18 protein-coding genes are annotated in these 17,335 nt (G+C 63.4%); 11 read left to right on the forward strand and 7 right to left on the reverse strand.

Going from position 1 to position 17,335, the window contains the following annotated elements; translation table 11 throughout:
- Nucleotides 1–324 precede the first annotated feature (324 nt).
- The 4 genes from NKH02_RS09800 to NKH02_RS09815 form a co-directional block, all read right to left on the reverse strand.
- Nucleotides 325–1,197, reverse strand: a complete 873-nt coding sequence (locus NKH02_RS09800) for an MBL fold metallo-hydrolase (RefSeq protein WP_352878284.1) — start codon at nt 1,195–1,197, stop codon at nt 325–327.
- Nucleotides 1,198–1,342: 145 nt separating this feature from the next.
- Complete coding sequence (locus NKH02_RS09805) at nt 1,343–2,002, reverse strand: peroxiredoxin (RefSeq protein WP_352871926.1); 660 nt, start codon at nt 2,000–2,002, stop codon at nt 1,343–1,345.
- A 221-nt stretch (nt 2,003–2,223) separates the two neighbouring features.
- Nucleotides 2,224–2,589 (reverse strand): cell division protein ZapA, encoded by a 366-nt coding sequence (locus NKH02_RS09810; protein ID WP_352871927.1) that lies wholly within the window; start codon nt 2,587–2,589, stop codon nt 2,224–2,226.
- Between the two features lie 20 nt (nt 2,590–2,609).
- Nucleotides 2,610–2,882 (reverse strand): DUF4164 domain-containing protein, encoded by a 273-nt coding sequence (locus NKH02_RS09815; RefSeq protein ID WP_013529251.1) that lies wholly within the window; start codon nt 2,880–2,882, stop codon nt 2,610–2,612.
- Between the two features lie 263 nt (nt 2,883–3,145).
- Here NKH02_RS09815 and tkt point away from each other — a divergent pair, with 263 nt between their 5' ends.
- From tkt to NKH02_RS09850, 7 genes are all read left to right on the forward strand, one after another.
- Entirely contained in the window at nt 3,146–5,137 is a 1,992-nt protein-coding gene (gene tkt, locus NKH02_RS09820; protein ID WP_352878287.1) for a transketolase, read from the forward strand.
- 153 nt (nt 5,138–5,290) lie between these two features.
- Nucleotides 5,291–6,301: a type I glyceraldehyde-3-phosphate dehydrogenase gene (gene gap / locus NKH02_RS09825; protein ID WP_352871930.1), complete on the forward strand. Its 1,011-nt coding sequence runs from the start codon at nt 5,291–5,293 to the stop codon at nt 6,299–6,301.
- A gap of 217 nt (nt 6,302–6,518) precedes the next feature.
- A complete protein-coding gene (locus NKH02_RS09830) occupies nt 6,519–8,408 on the forward strand; it encodes a potassium/proton antiporter (protein ID WP_352878290.1) in 1,890 nt (629 codons plus the stop codon).
- 144 nt (nt 8,409–8,552) lie between these two features.
- Entirely contained in the window at nt 8,553–9,749 is a 1,197-nt protein-coding gene (locus NKH02_RS09835; RefSeq protein WP_352878292.1) for a phosphoglycerate kinase, read from the forward strand.
- Nucleotides 9,750–9,911: 162 nt separating this feature from the next.
- Entirely contained in the window at nt 9,912–10,937 is a 1,026-nt protein-coding gene (locus NKH02_RS09840; protein ID WP_352871933.1) for a class I fructose-bisphosphate aldolase, read from the forward strand.
- A gap of 251 nt (nt 10,938–11,188) precedes the next feature.
- The gene (locus NKH02_RS09845) at nt 11,189–11,929 is read left to right on the forward strand and encodes a DUF899 domain-containing protein (RefSeq protein ID WP_352878294.1); all 741 of its coding nucleotides are present in this window, start codon (nt 11,189–11,191) and stop codon (nt 11,927–11,929) included.
- 59 nt (nt 11,930–11,988) lie between these two features.
- Nucleotides 11,989–12,705 carry an SGNH/GDSL hydrolase family protein gene (locus NKH02_RS09850; RefSeq protein ID WP_352871936.1) on the forward strand — a complete coding sequence of 239 codons (717 nt, stop codon included), beginning with the start codon at nt 11,989–11,991 and terminating at the stop codon, nt 12,703–12,705.
- A gap of 25 nt (nt 12,706–12,730) precedes the next feature.
- Here NKH02_RS09850 and NKH02_RS09855 read toward each other — a convergent pair whose 3' ends face one another.
- Together NKH02_RS09855 and NKH02_RS09860 are read right to left on the reverse strand one after the other, a co-directional pair.
- Nucleotides 12,731–12,910, reverse strand: coding sequence for a hypothetical protein (locus tag NKH02_RS09855; RefSeq protein WP_352871938.1), 180 nt, complete (start codon nt 12,908–12,910; stop codon nt 12,731–12,733).
- 98 nt (nt 12,911–13,008) lie between these two features.
- On the reverse strand, nt 13,009–13,956 hold the full coding sequence (locus NKH02_RS09860; protein ID WP_352878297.1) for a ring-cleaving dioxygenase: 948 nt from the start codon (nt 13,954–13,956) through the stop codon (nt 13,009–13,011).
- Between the two features lie 311 nt (nt 13,957–14,267).
- On the opposite strand from NKH02_RS09860, the gene NKH02_RS09865 reads away from it, so the two are divergent.
- The 4 genes from NKH02_RS09865 to NKH02_RS09880 all read left to right on the forward strand — a co-directional run bounded on the left by NKH02_RS09865 (nt 14,268) and on the right by NKH02_RS09880 (nt 16,394).
- The gene (locus NKH02_RS09865) at nt 14,268–14,435 is read left to right on the forward strand and encodes a hypothetical protein (RefSeq protein WP_352864666.1); all 168 of its coding nucleotides are present in this window, start codon (nt 14,268–14,270) and stop codon (nt 14,433–14,435) included.
- 95 nt (nt 14,436–14,530) lie between these two features.
- On the forward strand, nt 14,531–15,121 hold the full coding sequence (locus NKH02_RS09870) for a DJ-1/PfpI family protein (RefSeq protein ID WP_352878299.1): 591 nt from the start codon (nt 14,531–14,533) through the stop codon (nt 15,119–15,121).
- Between the two features lie 74 nt (nt 15,122–15,195).
- Entirely contained in the window at nt 15,196–15,594 is a 399-nt protein-coding gene (locus tag NKH02_RS09875; protein ID WP_352878301.1) for a hypothetical protein, read from the forward strand.
- A gap of 80 nt (nt 15,595–15,674) precedes the next feature.
- Nucleotides 15,675–16,394, forward strand: a complete 720-nt coding sequence (locus NKH02_RS09880) for a helix-turn-helix transcriptional regulator (protein WP_091578656.1) — start codon at nt 15,675–15,677, stop codon at nt 16,392–16,394.
- A 76-nt stretch (nt 16,395–16,470) separates the two neighbouring features.
- On the opposite strand, the gene NKH02_RS09885 is transcribed toward NKH02_RS09880, so the two are convergent.
- Nucleotides 16,471–17,169: a DUF1013 domain-containing protein gene (locus tag NKH02_RS09885; protein ID WP_352878303.1), complete on the reverse strand. Its 699-nt coding sequence runs from the start codon at nt 17,167–17,169 to the stop codon at nt 16,471–16,473.
- Nucleotides 17,170–17,335: the final 166 nt, after the last annotated feature.

Raw genomic sequence — 17,335 nt, forward strand, 5'->3', positions numbered from 1 at the left:
GGGCGGCGTGTGTTGGTACACCAACCAACGGGCGGCGCCCTGACCCTGGGCCCCGCCTTTTTGTGTCTACGGGTGCGCGGGCGATTGGCGAAAACCCGGGCGACAGCCAATCTCCCCCCTTGCGGGGGAGATGTCCGGTAGGACAGAGGGGGGGTGAAGGATCGCTACTTTTCGGCGTCAGTCACCCAACCGAAAGACTGAAGGCATAGCCACAATTAACTGACAGGTCGGAGGGGCAGCACCCCCCTCTGCCCTGCCGGGCATCTCCCCCGCAGGTGGGGAGATCGGCAGTTTCACCGGCCGCGCCCGCCACAGAAATACTCCTCAAAGCCCATTCAGCGGAAACTTCAGGTACCGCCGGCCGTTGGTCTCCGGTTCCGGCAGCCGCCCGCCATTCATATTCACCTGCAGCGCATGCAGGATCAGCCGCGGCATCGGCAATGTCTTGTCGCGCGCTTCGCGCAAGGCGACGAACTCGGCCTCGGTGTGCGCCGCAACCAGGTGGACATTCTTCGCCCTTTGCTCAGCAACAGTGCTCTCCCAACGCGGCTCGCGGCCACCCTCCTGGTAGTCATGGCCAACGAATACGCGCGTGTCGTCCGGTAATGCCAGGATGCCCTGGATCGAGCGCCACAGCCGCGCCGCGCTGCCACCGGGAAAGTCTGCCCTTGCCGTGCCACTGTCGGGTATGAACAGCGTATCGTGGATGAAGGCTGCATCGCCAACGACGTAGGTGATCGAAGCCAGTGTATGGCCGGGCGAGAACAGCACCTTGACCGGAAGGCTGCCGATCCGAAAGGTATCGCCTTCGCCAAACAGCCTGTCCCACTGCGAGCCGTCGGCGGGAAAATCCGGCCAGTTGTAGATCGCCTTCCACAGTTTCTGGACCTCGATGACCCTGTCGCCGATCGCCGTCGGCGCGCCGGTCTTCTCATGAAGATAATGCGCCGCCGAGAAATGATCGGCATGCGGATGGGTATCGAGGATCCACTCGAGTTCCAGTCCGTTTGCCCGGATGAAGTCCAGCAAGGCATCGGCGCTTTTCGTTGCCGTCGCGCCGGATCTCTCGTCGAAATCGAGGATCGGATCGATGATGGCGCAGCGCTTCGTCGCCGGGTCGGCGACGACATACTGTATGGCTCCGGTCGGCTTGTCGTAAAAGCCGCTGACCAGCGGCTTGGCCAAAGCTGCGTCCAATTTCCGGCCCCCTGCCTATCGCTCTGGCAGGAATGATTTTCTCTGCCGGAATGAACTAAGAGCATGGTCATCTAGCAAGGCGAGCTCGTCAAGCACGCCTTGCCAGAAACAGGACAAAAATCGAAAACGACCCGGTCGAGAAAACCTAGGCCGACGGCTGCTTGGTCTTCCTGAGATAGGGCAGGATTGTCTCGTAAGCGCCGAAACGCTTGATCGCATCCTCGTTGGAAACGGCGGCGGTGATGATGACATCCTCTCCCTGCTTCCAGTTCGCCGGCGTCGCCACCTGGTGTTTAGCGGTCAGTTGCATGGAATCGACCGCGCGCAGGATCTCGTCGAAGTTGCGGCCCGTGGTCATCGGGTAGGTCAGCACCAGCTTGATCTTCTTGTCCGGTCCGATGACGTAGACCGAGCGTACCGTGGCGTTGTCGGCGGGCGTGCGGCCCTCCGACGTCTCGCCGGCTCCGCCCGGCAGCATGTCGTAGAGCTTGGCGACCTTGAGATCCTTGTCGCCGATCAGCGGATACTGCACCGTTTGGCCGGTCGCCGTCTTGATGTCGTCCTGCCATTTGCCATGGCTTTCGACCGGATCGACCGAAATACCGATGATCTTGACGTTGCGCTTCTTGAACTCGCCCTCGAGCCCGGCCATCGTGCCAAGCTCGGTCGTGCAGACCGGCGTGAAGTTCTTCGGGTGAGAGAACAGGATCGCCCAGCCGTCACCAATCCATTCATGGAACTTGATCGTCCCTTGCGTGGTCTCGGCGCTGAAGTCCGGCGCGATATCGTTGATACGAAGGCTCATGGCATATCTCCCCTGTAAACAGATTCCGCTAGAAGCAAGAGGCGGCAGATCATGCCGCCATCACATGTCCAAGCTCCGGCAATCCCCGCATCTTAGCGCAAAAATCGCGGCCGCGAGATAATATCAAACTCTTGTCGGCGGCAGAGCGAGAATTTTCATGCTGCCGGCGGCACCGCCAGCGGATGAGAGCCTGGGGTTGAACTCGAAAGCTGCGCTTTGCCTCAGGCCTTGTTGACCGCCAAGGTCGCCGTCAGGTCTTCCATCCGCTGTGCCAGCGCGCCAAGCGCGTTGGTCAGCACGCTGTCGTTCTTGTCGGCCTTGGTCAGCGCATCGTCGCGCGTCTTGCGCAAGGTCAGCACTTCGCTCTCCATGCCCTTGACGCGCTTCTGCAGCTCCGAGAGTTCGTCCATCACCATGATGCCGGCCATCACCGTCAGCCGCTGGTCGCCGATCTCGCCAAAGGAGTCCTTCAGATGCGAGACATAGCGGTCGAAACGTTCGGCAAGGTCGATCAGATGATCTTCCTGGCCTTCGTCGCAGGCCATCCGATACTGTTTGCCGTCGATGGAAACCGTGACTTGAGCCATGAGCCTACCTGTCCAGCCCCCTACCTGTCCAACACAGCGCGGATGGTTTCCATGGCGGTCACCAGCCGTCGCGAGACTTCCTTGTTGGCGTCTTCCAGCCGTTCGGCGCGCGCTTCGGAATTGTCGAGTTCCTGCGCCAGCCGGGAACGGTCGGCATTCATCCGCTGCACCTCGGCCTCGGCTTCCGAGTAATCGCGTTCATGCTCGAGCTTGGCCGCGACGGCGTTTTCCAGCCCCTCGATGGCCTTGCCCAGCCTGGCGATGACTTCCTTGAGTGTGGCTTCCCCGGTCATGGCCTTCGTCCTGTGCCCTGCCCATCACCGAATCGTTCGCGTTCAGAACGCGTTATCCAGGAAACATTAGGCACCGGGTGAAGGCAACGTCAACAAAGCTCTCGCGACTGTCCCCTGCTAACGCTAATGTAGACCCGCCGCCGGCATCACAAGGCCGGCAAATGTGCACCCGATTTGTTGACTAAAAGCGCGCGCCTGCTATGTGTCGCGCACCCTTTTCAAGGGCTCTCCCAAGCCCCCAAACCCCCACTTCTGGAGGAACCATGACGTCGCGTGAACAACATGACCGGATGGCCAATGCGATCCGCTTTCTCTCCATGGATGCCGTCGAAAAGGCGAATTCCGGCCATCCCGGCCTGCCCATGGGCTGCGCCGACATCGCCACGGTACTGTTCACGCGCTTCCTGAAATATGATCCCAAGGCCCCGCACTGGGCCGACCGCGACCGTTTCATCCTGTCGGCCGGCCATGGCTCGATGCTGCTCTATTCACTGCTGCATCTGACCGGCTACGAAGACATGACCATCGACCAGATCAAGCACTTCCGCCAGTTGGGATCGAAGACCGCCGGACACCCCGAATACGGCCATGCCGCCGGCATCGAGACGACGACCGGCCCGCTCGGCCAGGGCCTCGCCAATTCGGTCGGCTTCGCGCTCGGCGAGCGCATCATGAACGCCGCCTTCGGCAACGACCTCGTCGATCACTACACCTATGTGCTGGCTGGCGACGGCTGCCTGATGGAAGGTGTGTCCCAGGAAGCCATCGCGCTTGCCGGCCACCTCAAGCTCAACAAGCTGATCGTCTTCTGGGACAACAACAACATCTCGATCGACGGTCCGGTGTCGCTGTCCGACAACACCGATCAGGTCGCCCGCTTCCAGGCCTCCGGCTGGAATGCCAGCCATATCGACGGCACCGATCCGGAAGCCATCGCCTATGCCATCGAAGCCGCCCGTCATTCCGACAAGCCGACGATGATCGCCTGCAAGACGACCATCGGCTTCGGTGCGCCAACCAAGGCCGGCACCAACAAGGCGCACGGTTCGCCGCTCGGCGCCGAAGAGATCGCCGGCGCGCGGAAGTTCTTCAACTGGGATTCGCCGCCTTTCGATATCCCGGCAGACATCCTCGACGCCTGGCGCACCGCCGGCAAGGCCGGCGTCAAGGCGCGCACCGACTGGGAAGGCCGCCTGGCCAAGGCCGACGCAAAGCTGAAGGCCGAGTTCGAACGCCGAATCGATGGCAAGCTGCCATCCAATTTCGACGCCGTCATTGCCGACTACAAGAAGAAGCTCGCCGCCGACAAGCCGAAGGTCGCCACTCGCAAATCGTCCGAGATGGCGCTGGAAGTCATCAACGGCGCCGTGCCCGAGACCATTGGCGGTTCCGCTGACCTGACCGGCTCCAACAACACCAAGACCAGCCAGACCAAGAACATCACGTCGGACGATTATGGCCAGCGCTATGTGCACTACGGCGTCCGTGAGCACGGCATGGCGGCCGCGATCAACGGCCTGACGCTGCATGGCGGCCTCATCGCCTATGGCGGCACCTTCCTGTGCTTCTCCGACTATGCCCGTCCGTCGATGCGGCTGGCATCGCTGATGGGCATCCGCTCGATCTTCGTCATGACCCATGATTCCATCGGTCTGGGCGAAGACGGCCCGACCCACCAGCCGGTCGAGCATCTGGCCGCATTGCGCGCCATCCCCAACCACAATGTCTTCCGCCCGGCCGACGCGGTGGAAACCGCCGAGTGCTGGCAGATCGCCCTTGCATCGGAAAAGACGCCGTCGACCCTGGCGCTGACCCGCCAGAACCTGCCGACGGTGCGCAACGAATTTGTCGCTGAGAATCTCAGCAGCCAGGGCGCCTATGAACTGGCCGCGGCCAGCGGCGAGGCGGCGGTGACGATCTTCGCCACCGGCTCCGAGGTCGAGATCGCGCTCGGCGCCCGCGACCTGCTGGAAAAGCATGGCCATCCCACCCGCGTCGTCTCGGTGCCTTGCTTCGAACTGTTCGACCAGCAGAGCGCCGACTATCGCAAGAAGACGATCGGCAACGCACCGATCAAGATGGCGATCGAAGCCGGCATCCGCCAGGGCTGGGATCATCTGATCGGCTCCGACGGCATCTTCATCGGCATGACCGGCTTCGGCGCTTCGGGCACCATCGAACAGCTTTATCCGCATTTTGGCATCACCGCCGAAGCTGCGGCCAAGGCGGCGGAAGCCCGCCTGCATGCCAATTAGGTTCAAAGCCGGCGAAATCTCGCAACGCGGTTTCGCCGGGCTGGCCCAACCTAATCGATTTAAATCCACGTCGCCGCGGCTGGATTCTTTCCGCTTCCGCCGCTATGAAACCGCGGACCCATTGTCTGCCGTCCAGCTCCCAGGGAGAGAATAATGACCGTCAGAGTTGCCATCAACGGATTCGGCCGCATCGGCCGTAACATCCTGCGCGCCATCCATGAATCCGGCCGCAAGGACATCGACGTCGTCGCCGTCAACGATCTCGGCCCGGTCGAGACCAACGCGCACCTCCTGCGCTACGACAGCGTGCACGGCCGCTTCCCGCATGAAGTCTCGGTGTCCGGCGACCAGATCACCGTCGGCAAGGAGACGTTCAAGGTCACCGCGATCAAGGATCCGACGCAGCTGCCGTGGAAGGAACTCGGCATCGACATCGCGCTCGAATGCACCGGCATCTTCACCGCCCGCGACAAGGCCGCCGCGCACCTGACCGCCGGCGCCAAGCGCGTGCTGGTCTCGGCGCCCGCTGACGGCGCCGACCTCACCGTGGTCTACGGCATCAACCACGACCAGTTGACCAAGGACCACATCATCATCTCGAATGCGTCGTGCACCACCAACTGCCTGGCGCCGCTGGCCGCCGTGCTGCACGAGACGGTCGGCATCGAAAAAGGCATGATGACGACCATCCATTCCTACACCGGCGACCAGCCGACGCTGGACACCATGCACAAGGATCTCTACCGCGGCCGCGCCGCCGCGCTGTCGCAGATCCCGACCTCGACGGGTGCCGCCAAGGCGATCGGCCTGGTGCTCCCGGACCTCAAGGGCAAGCTCGACGGCATCTCGATCCGCGTGCCGACCCCGAACGTCTCGGTCGTCGATTTCAAGTTCATCGCCAAGCGTGCGACCACGGTGCAGGAGATCAACGACGCGGTGATCGCCGCCTCCAACGGCAAGCTCAAGGGCATCCTCGGCGTCACCCATCACCCGAATGTCTCGATCGACTTCAATCACGATCCGCGCTCCTCGATCGTGGCGCTCGACCAGACCAAGGTGATGGACGGCAACTTCGTTTCGGTGCTGTCCTGGTACGACAATGAATGGGGGTTCTCCAACCGCATGGGCGACACAGCAGTCGCCTTCGGCAAGACCATCGCCTGATCGCGGACCCCTCTTTCTCGAGACTTGAAACGCCCGGCTTCGTCCGGGCGTTTTTCATGGGTGCGCCTTGCGCCTTCACAATTGGTGTCCTGAGCGTCAAAACATCCAAAAATCAGCGGCATAGGCAAAAAACCACCCCGCCGCCTTGCAGTGGTCATGTCTTCGCCCCACTCTGCCGTAAAGCGAGAGAAAGAGGAATTCGAGGGGCAAATCACGGATGGAGCATGCGATCTATCTCGTCACGCTGGTCGGTACAGCGCTTGTCGTCGCCGCCGCCTTTTCGAGCCTGATCGCCTTCCGCTTCGGCGCCCCTCTTCTGCTCCTGTTTCTTTGCATTGGCCTGGCCACCGGCACCGACGGTCTCGGCATCCATTTCGACAATGCCCGCATCGCCTATTTTGCCGGCTCACTGGCGCTCGCCGTCATCCTGTTCGATTCCGGCTTCGGCACGCCACTCAACGCCTTGCGGCAGGCGGCAGGCCCGGCCCTGTCGCTGGCGACCTTCGGCGTGCTTGTCACCACCGGCCTGTTCGGCGCCGCCGCCCACTATCTGCTCCACCTGACCTGGCTGGAATCCTTCCTGCTCGGCGCCGCTGTCGCCTCCACCGATGCCGCGGCCGTGTTCTTCCTGCTGCGCGCAGGCGAGATCAATCTGCGCGAACGCGTGCGCTCTACGCTCGAGGTGGAATCCGGCACCAACGACCCGATCGCGATCTTCCTGACCATCACCCTGGTCGAGGTCATCGCCGCCCACGCCAACCCAGAGACAAATGTCCTGGTCACCAGCCTGTTCCTCGGCTTCCTCCTCAACATGGGTCTCGGCGCCATCGTCGGCGTGCTCGGCGGCCTCGCCATCGTACGCCTCGTCGACCGGCTCAATCTCGACCACGGCCTGCTGCCGATCTTCGTATTGACCTTGTCGCTGATGGTGTTTGCCGCCGCCGGCGCCATTGGCGGCTCGGGCTTCCTGGCGGTCTATATCGCCGGCCTCATCGCCGGCAACTCCGACATCCGCGCCGTCACCATCCTCAAGCGCTTCCAGGACGGTATGTCATGGTTGGCGCAGATCATCATGTTCCTCATCCTTGGCCTGTTCGCGACGCCGTCGCAGTTTCCGGCGATCATGGTGCCGGCGGTGCTGCTCGGCCTGTTCCTGATGTTCGTCGCGCGGCCGATCGCGGTCTGGCTGTGCCTGGTCCCATTCCGCCTGCCGCGTCCCGAGGTCGCCTTCGTTTCCTGGGTCGGCCTGCGCGGCGCGGTGTCGATCCTGCTCGCCATCACCCCGCTGCTCGGCGGCCTGGAAAACGGCCGTGTCATCTTCAACACCGCTTTCATCATCGTGCTGGTGTCGCTGGTCATCCAGGGCTGGACGGTCGGGCCGCTGGCACGCCGCCTCGGCCTGATCGTGCCGGCGCGCCTTGGACCGCTGGACAAGGTCGAGCTGGAATTGCCGGGCTCGGCGCATCACGAGCTTCTCGCCTATCGCGTCGCACACGGCAGTCCGGTGGCGCGCGGCGAGCGCATCCCGCGCTGGGCACGGCCCTCGCTGGTGCTGCGCGACGGCCGCTCGATGCGCTTCCAGGACATGGGCCGGCTCGCCGCCGGCGACCAGGTCTACATCTTCGTGCCGGATCGCTATCCGCGCCTGCTCGACAAGCTGTTCGCCAGTCGCGCGGTGGTCGATCCCGAGGACGCCGATTTCTTCGGCGCTTTCGCCGTCGATCCGGCACGCTCCGCCGCCGAACTGGAAGTGGCCTATGGGCCCGGCCTCACCGACGCGGAGCAGCAACTGACCGTCGGCGCGCTGGTCACGGCGCGGCTCGGCGGCCATGCCGAATATGCCGACCGGGTGCTCCTCGGCCCGATCGAACTGATCGTTCGCGATGTCGACGACAAGGGCAAGATCACAGGCCTCGGCCTTTCCTTCGAGCCGACCGCGCCGGTGGCGCGGGTGCCGGTTTTCCTCAGCGCCGGCGAAATCGGCGACCGTCTCTCCACCTTCATCCGCAACTGGCGCAAGCCTACCGAGACGCGGGCGGCCGAGGCGCGGGCGGACGAGACGCCGACCCCGGAACCCGCGCCCGAAAAGGCGGCACCCGGAAACTGACAGCTTCGATTGTCGGCGCTGCCCTTCATCCGGCCACGGCACAAAATCGTGCCGCCTTCAAAAATTCGTTTCGAACCCGGCCTAAGCCTTGCATCATCGTTGGCGCGGGGTATGGTCCCCCGATTTTTCGCGAAAGGAACCCGAATGGCCGCCTTCAAGACACTCGACGACATCGGCAGCATCAGCGGTAAGCGCGTGCTGGTGCGCGTCGATCTCAACGTGCCCGTCACTGAGGGCAAGGTCACCGACGCCACCCGAATCGAACGCATTGCACCGACAATCGCCGAACTGTCCGGCAAAGGCGCCAAGGTCATCCTGCTTGCCCATTTCGGCCGGCCCAAGGATGGTCCCTCGCCCGAATTCTCGCTGGAGCCGATCGCCAAGGCGACGGCCGACGTGCTCGGCCGCCCCGTTGGCTTCGCCAGTGACTGCGTCGGCGACACGGCGGCAAGCGCCGTCGCCGCCATGAACAAGGGCGATGTGCTGCTGCTCGAAAACACCCGCTTCTACAAGGCCGAGGAAAAGAACGATCCGGCCTTCACCGAACGGCTCGCCGCCAATGGCGACATCTTCGTCAACGATGCCTTTTCCGCCGCGCACCGCGCCCATTCGTCGACCGAGGGGCTGGCGCATCTGTTGCCTGCCTTTGCCGGCCGCACCATGCAGGCCGAACTCGAAGCGCTGGAGAAGGGTCTGGGAAAACCGGTCCGTCCGGTCGTTGCCATCGTCGGTGGCGCCAAGGTTTCGACCAAGATCGACCTGCTGATGAACCTGGTGAAAAAGGTCGACGCGCTGGTCATCGGTGGCGGCATGGCCAACACCTTCCTTGCCGCGCGCGGCACCGATGTCGGCAAATCGCTGTGTGAGCATGATCTCGCCACGACCGCCAAGCAGATCATGATCGAGGCGGCCGAGGCCGGCTGCGCCATCATCCTGCCGGTCGACGGCGTCGTTGCCAAGGAATTCAAGGCGGGCGCGGCCTGCGAGACCGTCGCCATCTCGGATGTGCCGGCGGACGGCATGATCCTTGATGTCGGCGCCAGAACCGTGACGACCATCGGCGAATGGATCGACCGCGCCGCGACGCTGGTGTGGAACGGCCCGCTCGGCGCCTTCGAGATCGCGCCCTTCGACCATGCGACGGTGGCGGCGGCCAAGCACGCTGCTCAACGCACCAGAGCCGGCAAGCTGGTCTCGGTCGCCGGCGGCGGCGATACGGTGGCGGCGCTCAACCATGCCGGTGTCGCCGACGACTTCACCTATGTCTCGACCGCCGGCGGCGCGTTCCTGGAATGGATGGAAGGCAAGCCGCTGCCCGGCGTCGATGTGCTCAAACGCTAGACACGCTTGGCGTCGCGGAACGCGGCAAACAAACAAGCCGATCAACACATGGAGAACGGGCGGGATCGTCCGGGACTTTCAATCGATTCGAGCTTTCCGATGCCCTTCCTTTGGCGGTAGACTTCCCTTAAGCGCGGAACGAACCCCTTCAGGAGAAGCAGAATGAGCGAACGTCTCGAAGACATTGCCGCCGCGATCGTCGCCGATGGCAAGGGCCTGCTGGCCGCCGATGAAAGTTCCGGAACCATCAAGAAGCGCTTCGACGTCATCGGCGTCGAATCGACCGCCGACAGCCGCCGCGACTACCGCGAGATGATGTTTCGCGCCAGGGACGCGATGACCCGCTACATTTCCGGCGTCATCCTCTACGACGAGACGATCCGCCAGAAGGCCGCCGACGGCACGCCGCTGGTCGACATCATCAAGGCGGCCGGCGCCATACCCGGCATCAAGGTCGACGCCGGCGCCAAGCCTCTGGCCGGCTTTCCCGGCGACACCATCACCGAGGGCCTCGACGGCCTGCGCGAGCGCCTTGCCGACTATTATAAGCTCGGCGCCCGCTTCGCCAAATGGCGCGCGGTGATCGACATCGATCAGGCCAAGGGCGTGCCCTCGGCCAACTCGATCAACTCGAATGCCCACGCACTCGCCCGCTATGCGGCACTTTGCCAGGAGGCCGGCATCGTGCCGATCGTCGAGCCGGAAGTGCTGATGGACGGAGCCCACGACATCGACACCTGCTATGAAATCTCAAAGGCCACGCTGATCAAGCTCTATGACGAACTCCATGCGGCGCGCGTGGTCCTCGAAGGCACCATCCTGAAGCCCAACATGGTGCTGGCCGGCAAGAAATCGGGCAAGGTGAGCAGCCCTGAAGAAGTCGCGGCAAAGACCATAAAACTGTTTCGTGAGACCGTACCGGCAGCCGTGCCGGGCATCGCCTTCCTCTCCGGCGGCCAGGAGGACGAGGAAGCGACCGCCAACCTCAACGCCATCAACGCCATCGGCCCGCACCCATGGAAGCTGACCTTCTCCTACGGCCGCGCGCTGCAGGCCGCGCCGCAGAAAGCCTGGAGCGGCAAGGCGTCGAACGTCGCCGCCGGCCAGGCCGCCTTCTCCCATCGCGCCCATATGAACCATCTGGCGGCGCTTGGAAAATGGAAGGCGAGCCTCGAACGGGCCGCCTGATCACAGCGCTTCCATATTCCTTCGAACCCGGGCCGATGCGCCCGGGTTTTTATTTGCGGCCTTGCCGGGCTTGGGATGGAGCCTCCCCGTCCCTATCTCCTTTACGGCGCTGGAGCCCGAAAAATGGAATCCGGTTTTCTCGGACAAACGGAAACCGTTTGTCCAGAGATCATGCTCAGACAAACAGCCGGCGATGTCGGTTTGCGCCCATCCCGAACGTCCTTGGGGGTGGCACGGACACGGAGAGGGTCATGCATCGCAACAAGGTCGTTTCGCGCGAAGACTGGTTCCGGGCGCACAAGGCGCATCTGGCGCGCGAGAAGGAACTGACACGGCTTCGCGAGCGGATCGCGGCTGAGCGGCGGGAGCTTCCCTGGCTGAAGATCAGGAAGGACTATGTCTTCGAGACAGAGCAAGGGCCGAGGAAACTGACCGACCTGTTTGGCGCCAACAGCCAGCTGATCGTCTATCACTTCATGTTCGGGCCGGGTTGCGACCATCATTGCGAGGGCTGCTCGTTCCTTGCCGACCATATCGACGGCGCCAATCAGCACCTCAGGCATCACGACGTGTCGCTGGTCGTGATCTCGCGCGCGCCGCTGGCGGAACTTCTGCCCTACAAGCGGCGCATGGGCTGGAAATTCGACTGGCTGTCGTCCTATGCCTCGGATTTCAACTTCGACATGCAGGTCTCGTTCACCGACAGGCAGATCGCCGCCGGCGACACCACCTACAATTTCGAGACCCGTCCCCGGACATCGAAGGAGCTTCCCGGCACCAGCGTTTTCTACAGGAACGAAACCGGCGACATCTTCCTCACCTTCATGTCGCGCGCCCGCGGCGGCGAGGCGCTGATCGGCACATATGACTATCTCGACATGACGCCGAAGGGCCGCAACGAAAACGGCCCCTATCACGGTTTGATGGACTGGGTGCGGCTGCACGACGAATATCAGGACCGGCGGGCGGCAAAGCCGAATTGCTGCGACTGAAGGCTTTCAACCGGGCACAAACTTGCGCTAAGGCTGCCTTGATCGTTAACGGTATTGCCATGCGCTTCCCGGCCCTCCTCACCTGGCTCGCTTACCCGGTATATGTCTGGCAAGGCCTCGGCGTGCGCCGCCGCACGACGCGCATGCTGCCGGCGCAGGGGCCGGTCATGCATGAAATATCAGGCACGGCGCCGGCGATCTCGCTTCTGGTGCTGGGCGATTCCTCCGCCGCTTCGGTCGGCATCGGCAATTCGGAAAACGGACTTGCCGCGCAACTCGCCGTGCTGATTGCGCAAAACACCGGCCGCGCCGTGCGCTGGCGAGCCGCCGGCTTCAATTCGGCGACGTCAGGCCAGATCCGCGACCATGTCCTGTCCAATCTGTCGGCCGATCCATGGACGCACATCGTGCTCGCCATCGGCACCAACGACACCAAGAATTTTCATTCCGTGCCGCGCTTCAAGAAGGAATTCGGCGGCCTGCTCTATGCGCTCCGTGCCAAATGGCCGGAGGCACGGGTGGTGTGGTCGCCGGTGCTGGAGTTCACGCGAGCGCCGGCGATGCCGCCGCTCCTCGGCAAGATCCTCGAGATCCGCGCCACCGAAATGAATCGGATGGGCGAACGCCTCTGCCTGGAGCGCGGTGCGGTGCCGGCGGCGCGCCTGCCCATCACAAATCCCGAGGCGGGCTTTGCCTCCGACGGCTTTCACGCCTCGGAAGCAGGCTACCGCGCCTGGGCCGAGCATCTCGTCGACCCGGTGCTTGCCAGAGGCTGACGCGGCCGCCTTGGCCGGTGCTGGCCTAGGTCCAGTGCCCAAGCACAGCTGTTATGGAAATCGCGGCCATTGCCAGCAGCGCCAGCTTCCAGAAGTCGCCGCGCCGTTTCAGCCCCGGCCAGCCGAGCGGCTTGATCAACTGGATCACCATAATGCCAACAATGACGAGCGCGAGGAGTTTCGACATGCCGCCTTTGACCAGCAACGCGGCCGGCTGTCAAAGCGCGTCCTTCGTCGCCTGAGAAGAATGGGCGCCGCGATCCCGAACCGGAACGCGGCGCCCACCTTCGACCAGGGAGCGATCTACTTCAGCGGCTTGAGGCCGGCCTCGATCGAGGCGCGTTTCGCTTCCAGGAAGGGCGGCAGGGCCAGGCTTTCACCCAGTGCCTCCAGCGGCTCGTCGGCGGTGAATCCCGGCCCGTCGGTGGCGATTTCGAACAGGATGCCGTTCGGCTCGCGGAAGTAGAGCGAGCGGAAGTAATAGCGCTCGACCTCGCCGCTCGACGGCAGACGGAATTCGACCAGCCGGGCAGTCCATCGATGCAGCGTCTCCTGGTCCGGCGCCCTGAAGGCGACATGGTGAACCGCACCCGCACCTTGCCGCGCCGGCGCCAGCCCTGGCTGCACCAGGACATGCAGTTCCGCCGCCGGCCCTCCCTCTCCCATTTCGAAGACGTGAACCTGGCCTTCCGGCGACACATACTTGCGTGCCTCGCGCATGTTCATAACCTTGATCACCACCGCCTCGGTGTTGGTGATATCAGGAACGCTGATGACGATCGGCCCGAGCCCGCGGATCTGATGCTCGGCCGGCACCGGGCTTTGCGCCCAGGGATGGCTGTCGCCCTTGCCGCCGTCGCTGACGAGCCGAAGGCGCTGGCCTTCGGGATCCTCGAAATCCAGACTGGGGTAGCCGCCGATGTCGGAGATCTCTCCTGTCGCGATGCCTTCGTCCGCCAAGTGCTGCTTCCACCAGGCAAGGCTGTCCTGGCTGCGGACCCTGAGGCTGGTCCGCACGATGCTGTGCGTGCCGCGCTTCTCGCGTCCGACAGGCCAATCGAAGAAGGTGAGATCGGTGCCCGGTGTGGCTTCGCCATCGGCATAGAAGAGGTGATAGGCCGAGGTGTCGTCCTGGTTCACCGTCTTCTTGACCAGCCGCAGGCCCAGCACCTTCGTGTAGAAGTGAAGATTGCCCGGCGCATTGGCGGTGATGGCGGTCAGATGATGGATTCCTGTCAGTTGCAAGCTCATGGTCGTCTCCCTGTTTTCGGGGAAGAATTTTCTCCCTTCATATCAGAACCGCGGCCACATCGCTGAAGACCATGCGTGCCGACAGTCCGTCGCTGAAAGCTGAACAGCAGCGCCTTGACCGGCACCCCTTGCGGTGAACGGTCGCCAACCAAGAGCCTGCCGTGGTCTCGGTCTGATGTGGTGAGAAAACGATGCTTTTCCTGCCGGAGGTTCCGGTCGGAACTATTGTCGTGTGCCCTGCCACCCTCCTGACAGACTGCTGTCAGGAGGGGTATGCGATAGTGTCTCCATACACAGAGAGGAGACTAGCCATGAACGGTTTTACCATTCTGCGCGGCATGCAGCACTATGTCGGCAAGATCCGCACGATGCGCAACGAGATCCGCACCCAGCGGTTCATGAACTCGCTGCCGGAGGACATTCGCAAGGATATCGGCTGGCCGGACATGTATGCCGACCGTCGCTTTCGCGGCAATTGAGACGAATTTCGACCCGGCGGTTGGACGTGGGCGCGTCAACGCCCAGATAAAAAGCCCAGCAGCAAGGTTTGGCGCGCGAGGAATGGAGCGAGCTTATGCCTGAACGAAAGACAATCGGCTTTCTTTTCATCGAAGGCTTTGCCGACTGGGAATACGGGCTGCTGGCGGCCTCGGCGGTCGAATGGTTCGGCGCCCGCGCCGTATCGCTGACGCCCGACGGCAAGCCGGTGACCGGGATCAGCGGATTCCGGCTGACGCCCGATCGCTCGGCAGAGGCGGATGAGAATACCGATCTCGACGCCGTCGCCGTCATCGGCTCCGATCAGTGGTTTGGCAAGGCACCGCCGGATGTTACCGACCTGCTCAACGCCGTTGCATCGCGCGACGGCGTGGTCGGCGGTATCTGCGCCGGCACGCTGGCGCTGGCCCGCGCCGGCCTGTTCGAGAAAGCCAGGCACACCAGCAATGGCCGCGACTGGATCAATGGTCATGAGGCCGGCTATGCCGGCGACAGCAATTATCAGGATGTGCCGTATGCCGTGGCTGACGGCAAGATTGTTTCCGCGCCCGGTTCGGCGCCAGGCACCTTCGCACTCGCCTTTCTCAACACACTCTATCCGGAAAGAGGCAGCGATCTCGCCCAGATGCGAACACTGTTCGCCAAGGAGTATGCTGAAGCCTCCTGACAGTATGCTGTCAGGAGGGACGTGCGATGGTGCGAGCCTCAGACACTGCGCATCGGCGGTCGAAAGGGCGATCGATGAAGAGTTGGAACGACAGGCTGGACACACCAGGCAGCAACGGCGTGAAGCCGACGCCGCGCACGATGGCCGATGTCGTCGAAGGTCAGTCGATGCTGGTGCCGACGCCGCGTCAGGTCGATGATTTCATCCGCTCGATTTCCGAAGGAGTCGAGGTGGACGTGCGTGCGTTGCGCACGGCGCTCGCCATCGAGCATGGCGCCGAAGTGACATGTCCTGTCACCATCGGCTATCATCTTCGCACGGTTGCGGAGGCCGCCAATGAGGATCTCGAGCACGGCATGACACTGAGGGACGTAGCACCCTTCTGGCGCGTGCGTGATGCGAAGACGCCGACAACGAGTAAACTTCCTTCGGCGCGGCATTCGTCGCCACGCAGCGCAAATGCGAAGGGCTGACGCCGTAATGCATGTCGTCTGGAAGTGGACCCGGTCCGGGAGCCACGGCATGCATGGGAACAACACTGGGGAAGCAAACGATGCGCCGCGCCGACAGGCTCTTTCAGATTGTGCAGCATCTGCGTGGTGGCCGTCTGGTCACCGCTCAGAAGCTCGGCACGTGGCTCGAGGTTTCCGAGCGAACCATCTACCGCGATATTGCCGACCTGCAGTCGACCGGCGTGCCGATCGACGGCGAGGCCGGCGTTGGCTACATGATGAGAGAGGGTTTCGACCTTCCGCCGCTGATGTTCACACGTGACGAGATCGTCGCGCTGGTTGCCGGCGCCCGCATGGTGCGTGCCTTTGGCGGCGCCGCCATGGCGCGCGCCGCCGACGAGGCACTGGTCAAGATCGGCGCCGTACTGCCCGACGCCGAAAAGGACCGCATCGCCCGCACCGAGATCCATACGCCGATGTGGGTGGTCAGTGATGCCGCCCGCGAGGCGATCGACCTGATCGAGCGCGCGGTCGAAAAGCGCCAGGTGCTGACCATCGACTACTCGGACGAGGCCGGCCGCGGCACCGCCCGCGATATCCGTCCGCTTGGCTTGTGGTTCTGGGGCAAGGTGTGGACGCTGGTCGCCTGGTGCGAGATGCGCGATGACTTCCGCGCCTTCCGCATCGACCGCATCGCCTCGGTGGTGATCGCCGGCCGCATCTTCAAGCCGGAGCGCGGCAAGCAGCTCGCCGACTTCTACCGGGCCGTGGAGCGCAGCGAGGATTACGGCATGGCGCCGGATCGCGCCGCGCGGACCTGAGACCTGACGCACCCCACAAAAAAGCCCGCTCGAAGCGACGCTCGAAGCGGGCTTTTTCTTGGAATGTCGGACAATCTTACTCGTCGTCGTCGTCGTTGTCCGTGTTCTTCGACTTCAAGGCCGAGAGCTTGGCGAACACGGCGTTTGCGTCGAGTTCGGCATCCTCGTCCTTCGGCTTCTCGGGAGCCGGCACCAACCGCTCGGTCAGGGCCGCCGGCAGCAGCGTGTCACCGACCGGCTGCGCCTGTTCGCGACCGCGTGAGGCACGGTTGACTTCCATGTCGAGGTCGATCTGCGAGGCAAGGCCCAGCGTCACCGGATCCATCGGCTGCAGATTGGCCGAGTTCCAATGCTTGCGCTCGCGGATCTGCTCGATCGTCGACTTGGTGGTGCCGACGAGGCGCGAGATTTGCGCGTCCTTGAGCTCGGGATGGTTGCGCACCAGCCAGAGAATGGCATTCGGCCGGTCCTGCCGCTTCGACAGCGGCGTGTAGCGCGGACCCTTGCGCTTGGATTCGGGCACCCGCACCTTGGGCTCCGAAAGCTTCAGGCGCTGGTTCGGGTCTTTCTCGGCGCGCGCGATCTCGTCGCGGGTCAGCTGGCCGGTCATGATCGGATCCATGCCCTTGATGCCTTGCGCCGATTCGCCGTCGGCGATCGCCTTGACCTCGAGCGGATGCAGCCCGCAGAACTGCGCGATCTGCTCGAAGGAAAGCGCGGTGTTGTCGACCAGCCAGACGGCGGTCGCCTTGGGCATCAGCAGCGTATTGGCCATTTAAAAATCCTTCTCGTTCGCCCGCGTTCCCGCGCGGGCGGTGGTTTGGAGCCACCAAAATGGGAAATTCGCGGCCTGTATAACCGTTCCATTGTTGTTTCGCAATGTTTTTGGAAGCAATGACTGGATGGCGCTCGCGCCAATGCCGCGAGCGAAACTGCGCCCA

The organism is Mesorhizobium sp. M1396 (genome assembly GCF_040317725.1).
In the GTDB taxonomy this organism is placed as follows: domain Bacteria; phylum Pseudomonadota; class Alphaproteobacteria; order Rhizobiales; family Rhizobiaceae; genus Mesorhizobium.